Source organism: Rhizobium anhuiense bv. trifolii (genome assembly GCF_024346605.1).
Lineage (GTDB): Bacteria > Pseudomonadota > Alphaproteobacteria > Rhizobiales > Rhizobiaceae > Rhizobium > Rhizobium anhuiense.
Genome location: NZ_CP098804.1, coordinates 308,998 through 324,372 on the forward strand (window position 1 = coordinate 308,998; position 15,375 = coordinate 324,372).

Consider the following 15,375-nt stretch of genomic DNA (forward strand, 5'->3'; position numbering starts at 1 on the left):
TGCATAGATGCGGCCGATGCGCCGGAGGTCAATCCGCCAGCGGCAAGGCCACGGTGGCGAAGGGTGCGAGCAGCAGATCCTTCCCCGATGCGCGGTAATCGACCCTTCGCTCTCCGCTCGTCAGATTGACGACGTGGAGCCTGTTTCCTGCGGCGTCCCGCGCAACGAAAGACAGCACTTCGGAGGGCGAGGACGAGATGCATTCCTGCCAGAATGCACCAGCCAAGGCGGACAAAGTCCGCACCGCATTGAACAGCGGACGCCGCCCACCCTGCTCGATCGGCTCGGCCGGACCGGCAATCAGACCGAACGGACCGGTCAAGGCCGAGAGCGTCAGGCATTCGAGACCGGCATCCAGCACTCTGATTGCGTAACCGAGTGCGAAAGCTTCCGCGAAACGGCCGTTGTGGCGGGGGTCGCGGTTGGCCATGGGTATGCGTGCGCCCATGGGATTATCCATTGTGCGGCTGCCATAGGGGTTCTGCCGCATCGGGATCGTCGAGGGGCCGATCCGGTAGGGCTTGTCGCCGTAGATGGCACGAACGGAGCGGGTGATGAAGGGCAGCGCTTCCAATGTCTGCATGACGCTGAGATCGTCGGCCGCATGCACGATGGGGTTGGTGCAGTGGCTGACGAAGTCGAGCTGCCCATCCGGGACGCGCTTGCGGTTGAGTTCGGTGAAATAGCTCAGCATGCCGCCGCCGATGCGCATACCGGGAAACGTGGCGCGGGCCACGCCATAGATCTCTTCGAGCGGCGGGCAGTCCGGCCATTGGCTGCCGGGCGGCGTCGATTGCCGGTCGACGGATGGCGAGATCATGATCGCATCCGGCTTGAATGCCGCCAGCTGCATTTGGTGGGCGATCTCGGCCGCCTCGCTTGCCGGCGACGATTTGCAGGGGAGCGCGATCTCCAGCGTCGAGCGACCGCGATGGACGGCGGCGATCGCGGTAAAAGTCTTCAGTGCTTCGGCGGCGTGCCCGGCATTCGGATCGAAATGAAAGAGGAGTTCACGAGGCGCGATCTCCGACAGGACGGCCTTTGCCGTGAGCGTCGCATCGGCCTCCTCAGGCGTCACGATCACGCCGATATCGGGCATGATGCCATTCCGCTCTCCAAGCTTGAGTTTTATCGCGCCGCCCAAGGTCGCAGGCGCGAAGCGCGGTGCGGAATACCTGGTGTCTCTGATAACAAGCGACGTCTTTTGCCGGACAGGTTGGTTGGCAGAGATCTGGTAGGGCCAGGGCAGAGCGAGCGGCCTGACATATGTCTTATAGGATGCGTCCGACCAGTTTCTTTGATCTTCCATTTCAAAGGTGTCGCCCTCCATCCGGCATTCAGCCTGAACGTCAGGCATGACCTGGTGGGTGATGGCGCGCATGTCCTTGAATGGTTGCCAGGGTTCGATGACATCGGGGAACCGTGTCGTCACGATCTCCCCGTCGACATGCTCGACCTTCGCCGGCGAACCCGCCACGCCGACGATTGGATGCAGGATGCAGAAGCCGCAGCGGTTGGTCTCGAAGCCGGTCTCGGTCATGGCTTCGGCCTCGAAATCGAGCCGGTCCTGATATGCCGCGATGCGAACATCGATGACGAGCCTCGTTTCGCCGGGTCCCTCGCAGCGGGCCTGATAAGCGACTTCGAAACGGTCTTCCTTCTGCTCGATGCTGAGATCGACGATTTCAGGGCTGTAGGTGCCCCAGTCCCGGTCGCGAACGAGATAAGAAATCGCCCGTAGCACCTCGATGCCGTCGTAGCGGATCGCGCGGAGGTTGCCATCGGCGAGGTCGGCGGTCAGCTTTCCGGCCCTCAGCCGAACCGGCGGCCTCTCGACCAGGTGGGTGCCGTAGAGCTGGAACGCATTGATCGTCATCGCAGCATCGCTCCGACATCGATCGTCTGTCCCCTGGCAGCGCTGTCATAGGCGGCCTCGACGAGGGCGAAGGTCTTCAGATTATCGGCCCCCGAGGTCGAGTGCTCCGCGCCGCGCTTGATTTGATCGACCCAATGCTGCTGGATCGCATAGACGCTCTCCTGGATGTTGTGCCAAGGCCGCGAGGCCCAGGACAACAACTTCGGAGAGACATCCACTGTGGTGGTGCCCCTGCCGTGGGCGATTTCAAGGCGGTAGCCCTGGGTCAGGCGGATCGTGCCCTCGGAGCCGTCGAGCTCGATCAGCGTTTCGGGAAACGGCTCTTTCGAGAGCTTGGTGGCGTAGCTGACGTCGACCACCGAGGTGGCGCCGTTTTCATGATCGAGCAGAATGGTTGCGACATCCTCGCCCTTGATCTTGGGATTGACCCGTTTGGTGCGGGCCGTGAGTGATCTGATATCGCCGAGGATATAGCGGGCGATATCGAGCGTATGAATGCCGAGATCTTCGATGATGAAGCGCTCGCCTTCAGCAAGATACGGCTGGCCGGAGAAGACGTCGTAACCCGAGCGGAAGGAGAAGCGGCCCCAGAAGGGCGTGCCGATGGCGCCAGCATCGAGCGCCTTGCGGACCGCCTGGATCGGCGTCTGCCAGCGAAAATTCTCGTGCACCATCAGGGCCACGCCGGCATTGCGGCAAGCCTCGACCATCGCCTTTGCATCCGACAGCGTCTTGGCGAAGGGTTTCTGGCAGATGGCCGGCACCTTATTCACTGCGGCCATTTCCACCAGAGCGCGGTGACTCTGGACCGTCGTGGCGATGTCGACGAAATCGAAGCCGCCATCGGCCAACATGGCCTCGGCATCGCGGTAGCGGCGATCGATACCGAACTGGTCGCCGACGACCTTCAGCCGCTCCGGATCGCGATCGCAGATCGCGACGATGTCAGCACCTTCGACGTCTTTCCAGGCGTGCATCTGGTTGATCGCGAAGAAACCGCAGCCGATCAAAGCCCCCTTGAACTCGGTCATCTCAGCCTGCCTTTGCCATCTGCATGAGGGTGACGCGCTGCTGCAGGCGCCGCTGGGCCTGATCGACCACGACGGCAATGATGATGACGAGGCCCTTGATGACCATCTGCCAGAAGGAGGAGACGCCCATCATGACAAGCCCGTCGGAGAGGATGCCGATGACGAAAGCGCCGATGATCGTGCCGCCGATCGTGCCGCGGCCACCCGACATCGAGGTGCCGCCGAGCACGGCTGCGGCAATCGCATTGAGCTCGAAGCTTTCGCCGGTCGCCGGATGGGCGGCCATCAGTTCGGAGGAAATGACGACGCCGACGATGGCGGCGCAAAGTCCGGAAAACATGTAGACGAAGATCTTCACCACATCGACCCGGATACCGGACATGCGCGCGGCCCGCTCATTGCCGCCGACGGCGAAGATATGACGGCCGATCGGCGTCGAGCGGGCGACATAGGCGGCCGCGAGTGCCAGCACGATCAGGATCCAGATCGACACCGGCAAGCCGAGAATGCGCCCCGCGCCGAAGAAGTCGAAACCGGTCGTGGCATATTCGGGCCGGCCGACGAGGTTCGGAAAGGTCTGGCCGTCCGATGACAGCAAGGCGAGACCGCGGGCGACATAGAGCGTGCCGAGCGTGGCGATGAAGGGCGCGACGTTGAGTTTGGTGATCAGCAGGCCGTTGATAAGGCCGATGACGAGACCGATCGACAGCGTGATCAGCACGATCTCGAAGAGGTTGAAATAGATCGTGTAGCCGATCGGCAATTCGATACCGTAAAGGATCAGGCCGCCGGCGACCATGCCGCACAACCCGACGATCGATCCGACGGAAAGGTCGATGCCGCCGGTGATGATGACGAAGGTCATGCCCATCGCCAGGAAGGCGTTCAGCGCCACATGCTTCGACATCAGGATCATGTTCGCCGTCGAGGTGAAGTTCGGCGCGAAGATCGCAAAGAAGATGATCACGGCGAAAAGCGCGATGAAGGTCCTGAGCTTCATCAGCGTCAGAAGCGCCGAGCCGTTGGCGCCTTTCGGCGCAAGAGTGGTTGACGTAGCCGCCATCATGACGCGAGTTTCCCTTGATGTCCGTGTCCCTTGGCCGAAGCCGCGATGATGGCTTCTTCCGTCGCCTCGTTCCGGTCGAAGACGGCGACCAGCTGGCCGTTGCTCAAGACCGCGATGCGATCGGAAAGCGCCATGACCTCCTCGAGGTCGGAGGTCGAAAACAGAATGGCGAGCCCGTTTGCCGCCAGCCGCCGCATGGTGCGGAAGACGTCGGCCTTGGCGCCGACATCGATGCCGCGGCTCGGCTCGTCCATCAGCAGCACTTTCGGATTGGTCATTAATGCCTTACCGATAACGACCTTCTGCTGGTTGCCGCCCGACATCGAGGTCACCTCGAAATCCGGGTTCGGCGCCTTGATCGAAAGATCGCGGATGGCCTCTTGGACGGCGATCTTCTCGGCACCGCTGTCGATATGGAAGAGCCGGGTAAAGCGGCCAAGGCTCGCCAGCGTCAGGTTGGAAGCGATCGAGAGCACCTGGACCAGACCCTCGCGCTGCCGGTCTTCCGGAATGAGCGCAAGGCCGCGGCGGATGCGCCGGGTGGTGTCGCGGGCGCGAACCTGCTTGCCCTCGATGAAGATCTTGCCGGTCGAGTGTGCGTGGCGGCCGATCACACACTCGAAGAATTCGCTACGTCCCGCACCCATCAGGCCGTATATGCCGAGGATTTCTCCCGCCTTGACCGACAGCGAGACATCGTTGACCGACAGCCCGCCCGTCGGTCTGGGAAGGCTGATGTTTTCGGCGCGAAAGACCTCGGCGCCAACGGCATGGGTGACGGATTTTGCAAAGTCCTTGGCATCCGAGCCGATCATCGAGCGAACGATCCAGCGCGTATCGATGTCGCGCATCATCGCCTCGCCGGTGACCTGGCCGTCACGCAGCACGGTGATATAGTCACCGATCCGCATCAGCTCTTCGAGCCGATGTGAGATATAGACGATCGCAACTCCTTGAGCCTTCAGTTCCGCGATCACCTTGAACAGGATGTCGACTTCGGCCGCCGAAAGCGCCGACGTCGGCTCGTCCATGATCAGGATCCGGGCATTCAGCGACATCGCCTTGGCGATTTCGACGAGTTGCTGCTGGCCGATCGGCAGATCCTCGACCATCGTGTCCGCCTCGATCCCGGCATCCAGGCGCTTGAGAAAGCCATCGGCCTTTTGCACCTGCGCCTTGTGGTCGATGCCGAGCAGGCCGCGGGTGATCTCGCGCCTGGCGAAGATGTTCTCGGCGACCGACATGTTGGCGAAGAGATTGAGCTCCTGGAAGATCATGCCGATGCCATGCGCCTGCGCTTCCGCTGGGCTGTCGAAGGAGACGGGTTCACCGTCGAGGATGATGCGGCCATGCGTCGGACGCTCGACGCCGGCGATGATCTTCATCAGCGTCGACTTGCCCGCGCCGTTTTCGCCGACGAGCACGTTCACCGCACCGCGGCGCAGTTCCAGATTGGCGCGCTTGACGGCGACGATGCCCGAATAGACCTTCGACACGTCGTCAAGGCGCAGGATGACATCATCCTTTTGTGCCTCTGGAGCCGTCATGAGCCCACCCTCAATTCCGAAGGTGTCACGAGCGGCAACTCGCCGCTTTTCGGCAGCGGAAAGGCGCCGATCACGGTCACCGTCTTACCGGCGAGGTCCTCGCGCGGGACGGCCGACAGGAAGGCCGAGTTGGCCTTCTCGTTGAACGCCTTGCCGAACTGCGCCCATTCGATCTGGTTCTTGAATTCGTTGAAATTGACGAAGTCCAGCGTGTCGCGGAGCGCCGTGCCGCGGAGCGCCGGCCCGATCTGGACCTTTGCATCGGCCTTGCCGTCGCCATCGGCGTCGACATCGAGCGTTGCCGCGCGCGAAGCCGTATCGGCCGCCACGACCTTGCCGGTGATCTTCACCGCATAGGTCCATGGCGAACTGCTCTGCTTGCGGGGATTGCCGTATTTCTCGCCCGCGGCATCAGGGCTGGAGGCAGCCAGTTGCATGACGTCTTTCAGGTCGCCGGCGCGCTTTTCGAAATAAGGCACGACCTCGGGCTGCCAGATCGCCTCGACCTTTGCATTCGGGTCGAAGGCGGTCTTGGCCGCTGCCGCCGCCTTTTCCTCCGGCGTCGGCGTTTTGATGATCTTGCAACCGGGCAAGGCCGCCGCCACGACGGCAGCGATGAGGGCGCCCTTCATTCTCAACATGCTGTGAACCTCGACGTCTTGCGAAATGCATTGCAGAGGGCGCGGCCGCGCACCCTCTGCATCTCGCGGCTGATCAGTTCGTCAGCGCGAAGGTCTCGAGCTTGCCGGAGTTGTCGGCGTTGATGAGAACGCAATCCATCAACTGCTTCTCTTCCTTTGGCGCCGTCTTGGTCTTGATGTAGGCGTCTGCTTGTTCGACCGCGAGCTGGGCCTGGGCATAGGCGGGCTGCAGCACCGTCGCCTTGATGCCGCCCGACTTGATGGAGTCCCGCACGTCGTTGGAGCCGTCGAAGCCGACGACGATCACGTCCTTGCGGCCGGCCGCCTGCAGTGCTGCGATCGCACCCATGGCCATGGTGTCGTTGCCCGAAATGACGCCCTTGATGTCGGGATTGGCCTGGAGGATGGTTTCCATCTTCGAATAGGCTTCCGTCTGGCTCCAGTTGGCCGACTGCTTGGCGACGGACTTCAGGTCCGGGTAGTCGTCGATGACGTCGTGGTAGCCTTGCGAGCGGATGCCGGCATTGGTGTCGGACTCCTTGCCGACCAGCTCGACGTAATTGCCCTTCTCGCCCATCAGCTTGACGAATTCCTGCGCCCCGAGCTGCGCGCCTTGATAGTTGTTCGAGACGATCTGGGCGACGGCCACGCCCGTCGCATTGATTTCGCGGTCGATCAGGAAGGAGGGGATGCCGGCATCCTTGGCCTTCTTGACGGCCGCGACGGAGGCGTCGGCTCCGGCATTGTCGAGGATGATCGCCTTGGCGCCGCGCCCGATTGCCGTGTCGATCATTTCCGACTGCTTGTTGGCGTCGTCATCATGGGTCATGAGCAGCGTCTCGTAGCCGAGTTCCTTCGCCTTGGCTTCGGCGCCGACGGCTTCGGCCTTGAAGAAGGGATTGTCATGCGCCGGTGTGATGATGGCGATGAGATCGGCCGCAAAGGCCGGCATGGCCGTTCCCAGCGCCAGGGCGCCGGCGAAAGCCGCAAGTGTCAGTCTGCGCGTCAGTTTCATTTTTTCCTCCCTGTTGTGAATGAAGCTCCGTCTCCTCGGAGCGGTTGCCCGGTCTCCCGGAGCAGTTGAGGAGGAGGGCTTGCCTCCTCCAAGCCGAATTCAGGTGATGCGCCGGATGCTTTCGGCGATCTCCTGCGGTTCGAATACTTTCTTCCAGTCGTCGCGCATCAACGCCGGGATGCCGAACTCGATCGCCTTGTTGCAGGCATCCGAGAACACCCCGTCGACTTCCTTGAAGATGACGGCGCCGAGCACGTTCATATGGCCGAGCAGGAAGTCGCGGGCGGCCTGTTCCGGCACGCCGCGGGCCACGCATTCGTCCATGGCCTGGCGCATGATGACGAGCAGCGATGCGCAGACAGTTTCCGACAGGCCGGGTTCGAGCATGGCGAGTTGGTCGACCGTGACGCGGTGCGAGCGCATGACCGGAGCCCAGATGAGCTTGGCGATTTCCTCGCCAAGCGCATAGGCGCTTTCGGGACCCTGCATCAGCGCCGAAACGATGTGCTGCTTGGCGAACAGGCCGCCGAAATGGTCCTTCTTGGCCTGCATGTCGGTCTCGTCGTTGAAGATCGGCGGATGGCAGGGATGAGTGACGAAATAGGTGAGGTCGTCACGCTTCGGCAGGTGGCCGGCAAAGGGAGCCGCAGCATCCAGCGCGATCACCATGGTGCCTGACCTGAGCTTGTCGACGATGCCTGCCGCGACTTTGCCGATCGCCGTGTCCGGCACGGCAAGGATCACCACATCGGCGCCATCGAGTGCGGCATCGACTGGCACGCAATCAAGACCGAGATCGTTCTTCAAGCGGGCCTTGCCCGCGTCGCTCACCTCGACATGGCGCACTTGGAATCGTGAGCCTTTGAGATTTTTGGCAAGCCGATATCCCATTTTTCCGCCTGCGCCGAAGAGGGCAATCTGAGTCATGTTTCCTCACCTTTTCCGTTTGGATAGGATCATATACTGGTATGATGAGTCAATCACTATATCACTGCTTAATCTGTCGCCATCAATGTTTTTCGGCGTCGAGCCGGTCGATCGCCTGCACATTTCCGGCCGAGGGGCCGTCAGGGTCGAATTCCGATGCAAGCCAGACATCGACGATCGATTTCGCCAGCTCCGGTCCGATGACGCGCGCCCCCATCGTGATGATCTGGGCGTTGTTCGATTTTACCGCGCGCTCCGCCGAATAGGTGTCGTGCGTCAGCGCGGCACGGATGCCCGGAACCTTGTTGGCGGAAATGCAGACGCCGATGCCGGTTCCGCAGATCAGGATGCCGCGTTGATGTTCGCCGTTGACGATCGTCTGCGCGAGGCGCTGCGACAGGTCGGCGTAGAAGCCGGACTGGCTGAGATCATGAACTTCCAGGTCGGTCTTGTGCGCGAGATGGGCGGCAATGACATCCAGCAGCGGTTTGCCTGCGCTGTCCGCGCCGATTGCGATCTTCATAGCAGTTTCCTTTCGCTCGCCTTCAGGCATGGAAATCACGCTTTGATCGCCGCGCTGACGCGGCGAAGAATGTCGAGGTAACCGTCGACGAACCAGGCGGAGCGGCCGATGAACAGGCCGTCGATATGCGGCTCGGTGATCAGTTCCTCGCAATTTTGCGGATTGACGCTGCCGCCGTAGAGCACCGGCACGGAACGGCCAAGAATGGCTTTGGCCACTTCGGCGATCCTTCCATGCCGCTCCGAGGCATAGTCGGCGGTTGCCGGAATACCGTTGACGCCGATCGCCCAGACGGGTTCGTAGGCGAGCAGGACCGTAGCCTGTTCGGCGCCGGTATCGATGCCCCTCAAGGCTGCCTCGACCTGGCGCCGCAGCACGGCGTCGGCCTGACCTTCCCGGCGCTCCTGCAATGTCTCGCCGATGCAGATCAGCGGGGTGAGGCCATGGCGGATGGCGGCCGAAACCTTGAGGCCGACGGTTTCATCGGTCTCCCCGAAATGCTCGCGCCGTTCGGAATGGCCGAGCTCGACCATGTCGAGCTCACAGTCCTTCAGCATGAGAGGTGAAATCTCGCCAGTCCAGGCGCCAGCGTCCTCCCAGTGCATGTTCTGGGCGCCGACCTTCACCGACGTATCGGCAAGCGCGCGCTTGACCTCGCGCACTGAGGTAAAGGAGGGAATGACGAAGCGCTGCACGTGGACGTCGCGTTCACGGTCTGCATGGGCGAGGCGGCGCGCGAAGGCGAGCGCTTCTTCCACGGTCTTGTTCATCTTGAAGCTGGTGCCGACCCAAAGGACCATTCAGCTCTTCCTCCCGTCACGGATCTGGGCGAAATAGCCGTCGGTGCCGACCTGGCCGCCTTTGAGGGCGATCTGCAGGCCGTTGGTCGGCGGATAGTCGCCATGGGCGAGGCAAAGCGGCGAACCCGGAGTTTGCGGCAACGGCAGAAGCGTCGTCAGCGCGTCGACCTTCAACTGCTTGAGGGCGTGACTGGACGTGTCGCCGCCGGCAACGACGGCACGTGACAGCCCTTCGCTTTCGATCAAGCGAAGCAAGATCGTGCCGAGCGCACTCCCAAGCCGGTGACGCGCGCCCGGAAACCTGTCGATGTCGGCGCCACGGTCCGCGGACGGCCCAAGTGCGGTGTGGAGGATGACGCTCCTGCCTTGCCGAAGCTTCTGGACACCGGCCTTGACCGCTGCATCCACCGTGGCTTGGCCATGCTCTCCGACCAGGGCGAGTGGGTCGAGCGCCATGCTCTCGAAGCCGTTCTCGACAGCGGTGCGGATCTGGCGCTCGGTGGTCGGCGAGACGCTGCCCGACACGACGGCGAGGCGGTCGACGGGGCCGATATCGGGAAATTCGGTCCTGCTGTCGTCGATGAAACCGCTCCGCCGCCATGCGCTGAGCAGGGCATATTCGATCCCCGACGAGCCGGCGACAAAGCTTGCCGAACGGCCGGTGACACGGAGCAGCTGCCGACCTGCGGCCTGCTGTGTCGCTTCGGAGTCGACATCGATGAGCAGGATGCCTTCGGAACCCGACGCCAGCTCGTCGATCCGTTGATCGGCGTCCGCCGCGGTGATCGCCACGAGATCGGCGACCAGGACGGGTAGACGGGTCTGCTTTGAGAGATGCACCGCAAGATCCGCCTCGTCCATCGGCGTCACCGGGTGGCGGCTCATGACGGGGTGGCGGTCGATGCGGAAGATCCGGCCCTGATAGGCGGCAAAGAGATTGCCGAAGGCTGTGTAGCGTTTCAGTTGCGGCGCGCCGACGATGACGGGAACGACGGAGTGGCCGAACACCGCGCGGCCGATTTCGATCGCCTTGCCGATGCTGCCGATCCCTGGGCTGGAATCGAAGGTCGAGCAGACCTTGTAGTGGCAGATCGCGGCACCAAGCGAATTCAGCCATTCGAAAGCGCGGGCAAGGTGCACCTGCATCCATGCCGGCGTCTCGCTGCGGCTCGTCCCGGCAAGGCCGATGGCGCGGCAATCGCTAAAACGCGCGAGCAGTTGCGGCGTGGGAACGTCGAGGAAGAGCGCGGTCGAGACACCGTTCGATGCCAGGGCCTCCATGACATCGGTGGAACCGGTAAAGTCATCGCCGTAATAGCTGACGAGAAGTCCATCCATCGCAATCACGCGCCCTTGCCGTCGCTGAATTTTGCAATCGAGGCGGCGAGCTCCGGATGTTCTCTCGCATAGATCTCCAGTGGTATGCCGGCGACGGCTGCCTGCCACGCCTGCTGCACGGCCCGAACGCCGGCCGCCGGACCATGGGGGTGACTGACGATGCCGCCGCCGCAGAGATAGAGAAGATCGACGGTGCGGCCGGTCCGCTGGTAGGTCTCCGGTGCCTGTCCGCCCCACTGGCCGGAGCCGGCAACCGGAAGCGGGCAATCGGCGGCATCAAACAGCGGCGCGCTGACGGCCTTGAAGGACGAGACGAAGCTGTCGTCCGGCTCCCAATATTTGACCCTGATGCCGTTGATCTGGAACTGATCGACCCCCAACAGCCGCCAGAATTGCTGATAGACCTTGAAATCCATGCCGGCGCCCGGATCGCGGGTCAGCACGTCCCAGCCGTTTCGATGCGCATGCAGCACCAGATTGGAGCGCTTGCGCAGAAAGCTCATGCCGCCGAAGCCGATCGAGTTGATGTTGACGACGGCGCAGTTGCCCCCGGCCGCGGCGACGATATCGTGATTGCGCATCATCTCGTCGGGGTCGGCATGCGAGATGCCGAAGGCATACATCACCTTCTTGCCGCTCTTTTGTTCGTGATCGAGAATGCGCGGCATGATCGCCGCGACGCGATCCTTGAGCGGCGAATAGGCCGGGCTCATCAGCTTCTCGTCGTCTTTGATGAAGTCGACACCCGATGCGATCAGTTCGCCGACGAGCGCGGCCGTCTCCTGGGGTCTCAGCCCGAGCGCCGGCTTGACGATCGTTCCGATGATGGGGCGACCTTCGACGCCGGTGAGGCGGCGGCTTCCCGGGATGCCGAACTGTGGTCCTGGATGCGCGCTTCTGAAGGCGCCTGGCAGCTTCATGTCGACGATGCGGATGCCGGTCATGCCCTTGATGGAGTAGACGCCGCCGATTGCAATGGTCATCAAAGCCGAGAGGTCGGTCCCGATCGCCTCGAGGGGAAAGGCGATGTCGATATCGGCGCGATGGAGCAGCGTGCCGGGGGCGACCTCGGGCCAGGTCGGATGACGTGCATCTTCGAGCGGGCGGATCGCCAGGACGCGGGCGGCGACCCGCGACTTCAGCTCTTCGGTTTCACCGGGAACGGGCACGAAGGTTCCGGTCGACTGGTCGCTCGCGATCTTGTCCGCCATCGCCTCGACGCTTCCGGGCGTCTCGATGCGGTAGGTCAGGGTAATCATCATGAAACGGACGGTTGCTCCTCTCGCCACGCAGATTGCCATGGCGTCAACTTGTGATCTGGTATAATGAGTATTCCAACTAATGAAAAGCAGAATTTTCGGATGCGCAAATTTTCGTCGACAGCTTTGTTCTCGACATGGAAACTGCTAGGAGGAAACATTTTGAGCCAGCGAGATGTGATGACCCAGCCCCTCGAACAAATCGTCCGCCGCAAACTCTCTGACGAAGTGTTTGATCGACTTGAGCGAATGATCACCTCGGGCGAGCTTCAGCCTGGCGACGAAATGCCATCTGAACGCGTGTTGATGGAACGCTTCGGCGTCGGCCGGCCGGCGATCAGGGAGGCCATGCAGTCGCTTGCCAGCAAGGGTCTTGTCAGCATTTCGCACGGCGAGCGGGCGAAGGTTCTCAGGCTGACGGCGAAATCGATATTCCGCCAGGTTGATCTCACCGCCAAGATCATGCTGTCGCAATCGGCGGATTCGCTGGAGCATCTCAAGAGTGCCCGCATCTTCTTCGAACGAGGCATGGCGCGCGAGGCCGCGCAGCGCGCCTCTGCCAGCGATATCGCTGATCTCAGGAACATCATCGAACGTCAGCGCATGTCGCTTGGGCGGGCGGAAGAGTTCATTGACGCGGACATGGAATTCCACACCCGCATCGCCCAGATCTCAGGCAATCCGATCTACGTCGCCGTCAGCGAAGCGATGCTTGCCTGGCTGAAGGAATATCATACCGAGATGCTGATCTGGACCGGCAAGGAAAAATTCACGCTGGTCGAACACGACGAGATTGTCGACCGCCTTGAAGCAAACGACGTGGATGGCTCGGAAACGACCCTCCTCAAGCATCTCGAGCGCTCGCGTGCGCTTTACGCGAAGTAACCTTCACGAACGCGGTCGCCGCTGGCCGGCACGCCTGGCCATCACTCACTTCCTGACTCTGTCTCACCCTCGCCCTTGATCCTTGGTCGCGACCGGGCTCCAGAGCTTATGGGATGTTTGTAAGCAGGAAATGCGGAACAATGAGCTGTGGGCGAGGTTCTGCCTGATCACGCAAAGATCCCAAGGAGGACATCAGGATGCGTATGAAACTCATAGCAGCTTCGCTTGTCGCCATCGGCATGGCCACGTCTGCTTTCGCACAGTCCAATCCGGCACCAGCCGGCGCCACGATCGATAAAAACCAGGCCGATCAAGGTGGCGGTGCAAGCGGCGAAATGAAGGCCAAAAAGCCGATGGTGACCGATACCACCACGACCGGCTCCACGACCACCGGCACTATGAAAACCAACAGGCCCAAGTGCCCCAATCCGGTCAACAACTCCGACAATCTTCAGACGCAGGGCGGTACGAGCAACGCCACGCCGATGGATGAGGCCTGCGCCGCGCATAACAACTGATTATTCCTTTCGCAAAGAACCCCGCTTCGGCGGGGTTTTTTGTATGCCTGCTCGGCCTATGCCCTGAACTCTCCTTTTGAGTTTATGCGGCGGATTGACGCACAACTCCAGCGGTGATATCTATGCCGAATTGGTCAGGCCAATTGACCAGCTGCGCGCTTGAGGAGAAGCCGCCGGAGGAGGCCACGATGTTTTCGCCTGTTGAATCCCGCCGTCTTTATCGGCAGGTCGCGGATCAGATTCGCTTGATGATCGCGAGCGGCGAGCTCGCCGTCGGTCAGCGGCTGCCGGCGGAGCGCGACCTGGCGGAGCAATTGTCGGTCTCACGTCCGACCGTCCGCGAAGCGCTGATCGTCCTGGAGGTCGAAGGCTTCGTCAATATTCGCATGGGATCCGGCATCTATGTCGTGCGCCAGCATGCCGCGACCGTCACTGGCGCCGAGCGGGAACCGGTGGAAGGGCCTTTCGAGCTGCTGCAGGCGCGCGCCCTCATCGAATGCGCCATTGCCGAAGAAGCCGCAGGCCGCGCCAAGCCGGCGGATATCGCTCTGCTCGATGAAACGCTGCTGCGGATGAGCGGCGTGGTCAATGATGCGAGCGCGGTGCTTTCTGCCGATCGCGCCTTCCACACCGGCATTGCCGCCATCGTCGGCAATGCGACATTGATCCGCGTGACGGGCGAAATGTTCGACATGCGCATGACCCCTTACTTCGCGAGGCTCGCGAGCCATTTCGAGGGGCCGGGAACGTGGCGCAGCGCCGTGGACGAGCATCGGGCCATTCGCGACGCCATCGCCGCCGGCGATGCGGCGGGCGCCAAGGCGGCCATGCGCGCCCATCTCACCATGTCGCAGAAGAGGTTTTCCGAGAGTTTCGGGGAGGAGCTTTCGGGAGAGGAGGAGCGCGGCCGCAGCAAAGGCCCCGCGAAAGGAACGACCAAGATTTAACCGAGCTCGGAGGAGAGAGCGATGAAGAAGAGACTGGCAACGATACTTTGCACCGCAGCGGCGATCATGGCGAGCAGCGCGATTGCGCATGCCCAGACAGTGCTGAAATGGGCGCATGTCTATGAAACGTCCGAGCCCTTCCACACCGATTCCGTGTGGGCTGCGGAAGAGATCAACAAGCGAACCGACGGGCGTTATAAGATCGAGGTCTACCCGGCCTCGCAGCTCGGCAAGGAAGCCGACATCAACCAGGGCCTCAAGCTCGGGACGGTCGACATCATCATCTCGGGATCGAGCTTTGCGGCACGCGACTACAAGCCGATCGGCGTAACCTACTTCCCCTATATCTTCCGCGGTCCCGATCACCTGATCGCCTATACCAAGAGCGATGTCTTCAAGCGTCTTGCCAAAGGCTATGAAGACAAGACCGGCAACCACATCGCCGCCGTCAGCTATTACGGCACGCGCCATACGACTTCAAACAAGCCGATTGCCAAATGCGCCGATATGGCGGGCTTGAAGATCCGCGTGCCTGATGTTCCGGCCTATCTCGCCATGCCGCGCGCCTGCGGCGCCAACACCACGCCGATCGCCTTTGCCGAAGTCTATCTCGCTCTACAGAACGGCACGGTCGAGGCGCAGGAAAACCCGCTGACGACGATCGAGGCGAAGAAGTTCTACGAAGTCCAGAAGAACATCATCCTCACCGGCCACATCGTCGATCACCTCAACACCGTGGTCTCGAAGACGCGGTGGGCGAGCCTTTCCGACGAGGACAAGAAGATCTTCGGCGAGGTCATGCAGGAGGCCGCCGAGCGCACGAGCAAGACGATCGCCGGCAAGGAAAACAGCCTCATCGCGACCTTCAAGGAAAAGGGCCTGAATGTCGCTGAAGTCGACAAGACCGATTTCGAAAAGACCGTGATGGAAAAGGTCAAGTTCGAGGATTTCGGCTACGAGAAGGCCGATTGGGAAGCAATCCGCGCGATCCAGTAAAACTCG

Annotated in this window: 15 protein-coding genes; 4 read left to right on the forward strand and 11 right to left on the reverse strand. The window is 61.9% G+C overall.

The annotated features are described in order from the left end of the window. Positions 1-28: 28 nt before the first annotated feature. The 11 genes from apnL to oiaX form a co-directional block, all read right to left on the reverse strand. Positions 29-1,876 (reverse strand): D-apionate lactonase, encoded by a 1,848-nt coding sequence (gene apnL, locus NE851_RS33210; protein WP_063474073.1) that lies wholly within the window; start codon positions 1,874-1,876, stop codon positions 29-31. After that, positions 1,873-2,907 carry a Gfo/Idh/MocA family protein gene (locus tag NE851_RS33215; RefSeq protein WP_127430814.1) on the reverse strand — a complete coding sequence of 345 codons (1,035 nt, stop codon included), beginning with the start codon at positions 2,905-2,907 and terminating at the stop codon, positions 1,873-1,875. The genes apnL and NE851_RS33215 overlap by 4 nt, the downstream gene beginning before the upstream one ends. Position 2,908: 1 nt before the next feature. Further along, entirely contained in the window at positions 2,909-3,973 is a 1,065-nt protein-coding gene (locus NE851_RS33220) for an ABC transporter permease (RefSeq protein WP_028757638.1), read from the reverse strand. Then, the gene (locus NE851_RS33225) at positions 3,970-5,520 is read right to left on the reverse strand and encodes a sugar ABC transporter ATP-binding protein (protein ID WP_063474075.1); all 1,551 of its coding nucleotides are present in this window, start codon (positions 5,518-5,520) and stop codon (positions 3,970-3,972) included. The genes NE851_RS33220 and NE851_RS33225 overlap by 4 nt, the downstream gene beginning before the upstream one ends. After that, positions 5,517-6,161, reverse strand: a complete 645-nt coding sequence (locus NE851_RS33230; protein WP_028757643.1) for a DUF2291 family protein — start codon at positions 6,159-6,161, stop codon at positions 5,517-5,519. The genes NE851_RS33225 and NE851_RS33230 overlap by 4 nt, the downstream gene beginning before the upstream one ends. 73 nt (positions 6,162-6,234) lie before the next feature. Continuing rightward, entirely contained in the window at positions 6,235-7,176 is a 942-nt protein-coding gene (locus NE851_RS33235) for a D-ribose ABC transporter substrate-binding protein (RefSeq protein WP_028757644.1), read from the reverse strand. 99 nt (positions 7,177-7,275) lie between these two features. Beyond that, entirely contained in the window at positions 7,276-8,103 is an 828-nt protein-coding gene (locus NE851_RS33240; protein ID WP_127430813.1) for a phosphogluconate dehydrogenase C-terminal domain-containing protein, read from the reverse strand. Between the two features lie 82 nt (positions 8,104-8,185). Then, positions 8,186-8,626: a D-erythrulose-4-phosphate isomerase gene (derI, locus tag NE851_RS33245; RefSeq protein ID WP_127430812.1), complete on the reverse strand. Its 441-nt coding sequence runs from the start codon at positions 8,624-8,626 to the stop codon at positions 8,186-8,188. 35 nt (positions 8,627-8,661) lie between these two features. Next, positions 8,662-9,426 carry a triose-phosphate isomerase gene (locus NE851_RS33250; RefSeq protein WP_127430811.1) on the reverse strand — a complete coding sequence of 255 codons (765 nt, stop codon included), beginning with the start codon at positions 9,424-9,426 and terminating at the stop codon, positions 8,662-8,664. Next, on the reverse strand, positions 9,427-10,764 hold the full coding sequence (locus NE851_RS33255; RefSeq protein WP_127430810.1) for a four-carbon acid sugar kinase family protein: 1,338 nt from the start codon (positions 10,762-10,764) through the stop codon (positions 9,427-9,429). Positions 10,765-10,769: 5 nt separating this feature from the next. Continuing rightward, complete coding sequence (gene oiaX, locus NE851_RS33260; RefSeq protein ID WP_127430809.1) at positions 10,770-12,026, reverse strand: 3-oxo-isoapionate-4-phosphate decarboxylase OiaX; 1,257 nt, start codon at positions 12,024-12,026, stop codon at positions 10,770-10,772. A gap of 177 nt (positions 12,027-12,203) precedes the next feature. On the opposite strand from oiaX, the gene NE851_RS33265 reads away from it, so the two are divergent. The 4 genes from NE851_RS33265 to NE851_RS33280 all read left to right on the forward strand — a co-directional run bounded on the left by NE851_RS33265 (position 12,204) and on the right by NE851_RS33280 (position 15,369). After that, entirely contained in the window at positions 12,204-12,908 is a 705-nt protein-coding gene (locus NE851_RS33265) for a transcriptional regulator NanR (protein ID WP_028756917.1), read from the forward strand. Positions 12,909-13,105: 197 nt separating this feature from the next. After that, on the forward strand, positions 13,106-13,426 hold the full coding sequence (locus tag NE851_RS33270; protein ID WP_097543341.1) for a hypothetical protein: 321 nt from the start codon (positions 13,106-13,108) through the stop codon (positions 13,424-13,426). A 188-nt stretch (positions 13,427-13,614) separates the two neighbouring features. Continuing rightward, positions 13,615-14,373, forward strand: coding sequence for a FadR/GntR family transcriptional regulator (locus NE851_RS33275; protein ID WP_063474078.1), 759 nt, complete (start codon positions 13,615-13,617; stop codon positions 14,371-14,373). Positions 14,374-14,394: 21 nt separating this feature from the next. Further along, positions 14,395-15,369 (forward strand): sialic acid TRAP transporter substrate-binding protein SiaP, encoded by a 975-nt coding sequence (locus NE851_RS33280; RefSeq protein WP_028756915.1) that lies wholly within the window; start codon positions 14,395-14,397, stop codon positions 15,367-15,369. The last annotated feature ends 6 nt before the right edge of the window (positions 15,370-15,375 follow it).

Bases quoted from the DNA above. Each gene is read 5' to 3' on its own strand.
- apnL (WP_063474073.1), bottom strand. From the start codon at position 1,876: ATGACGATCAATGCGTTCCAGCTCTACGGCACCCACCTGGTCGAGAGG.
- NE851_RS33215 (WP_127430814.1), bottom strand. From the start codon at position 2,907: ATGACCGAGTTCAAGGGGGCTTTGATCGGCTGCGGTTTCTTCGCGATC.
- NE851_RS33220 (WP_028757638.1), bottom strand. From the start codon at position 3,973: ATGATGGCGGCTACGTCAACCACTCTTGCGCCGAAAGGCGCCAACGGC.
- NE851_RS33225 (WP_063474075.1), bottom strand. From the start codon at position 5,520: ATGACGGCTCCAGAGGCACAAAAGGATGATGTCATCCTGCGCCTTGAC.
- NE851_RS33230 (WP_028757643.1), bottom strand. From the start codon at position 6,161: ATGTTGAGAATGAAGGGCGCCCTCATCGCTGCCGTCGTGGCGGCGGCC.
- NE851_RS33235 (WP_028757644.1), bottom strand. From the start codon at position 7,176: ATGAAACTGACGCGCAGACTGACACTTGCGGCTTTCGCCGGCGCCCTG.
- NE851_RS33240 (WP_127430813.1), bottom strand. From the start codon at position 8,103: ATGACTCAGATTGCCCTCTTCGGCGCAGGCGGAAAAATGGGATATCGG.
- derI (WP_127430812.1), bottom strand. From the start codon at position 8,626: ATGAAGATCGCAATCGGCGCGGACAGCGCAGGCAAACCGCTGCTGGAT.
- NE851_RS33250 (WP_127430811.1), bottom strand. From the start codon at position 9,426: ATGGTCCTTTGGGTCGGCACCAGCTTCAAGATGAACAAGACCGTGGAA.
- NE851_RS33255 (WP_127430810.1), bottom strand. From the start codon at position 10,764: ATGGATGGACTTCTCGTCAGCTATTACGGCGATGACTTTACCGGTTCC.
- oiaX (WP_127430809.1), bottom strand. From the start codon at position 12,026: ATGATGATTACCCTGACCTACCGCATCGAGACGCCCGGAAGCGTCGAG.
- NE851_RS33265 (WP_028756917.1), top strand. From the start codon at position 12,204: ATGACCCAGCCCCTCGAACAAATCGTCCGCCGCAAACTCTCTGACGAA.
- NE851_RS33270 (WP_097543341.1), top strand. From the start codon at position 13,106: ATGCGTATGAAACTCATAGCAGCTTCGCTTGTCGCCATCGGCATGGCC.
- NE851_RS33275 (WP_063474078.1), top strand. From the start codon at position 13,615: ATGTTTTCGCCTGTTGAATCCCGCCGTCTTTATCGGCAGGTCGCGGAT.
- NE851_RS33280 (WP_028756915.1), top strand. From the start codon at position 14,395: ATGAAGAAGAGACTGGCAACGATACTTTGCACCGCAGCGGCGATCATG.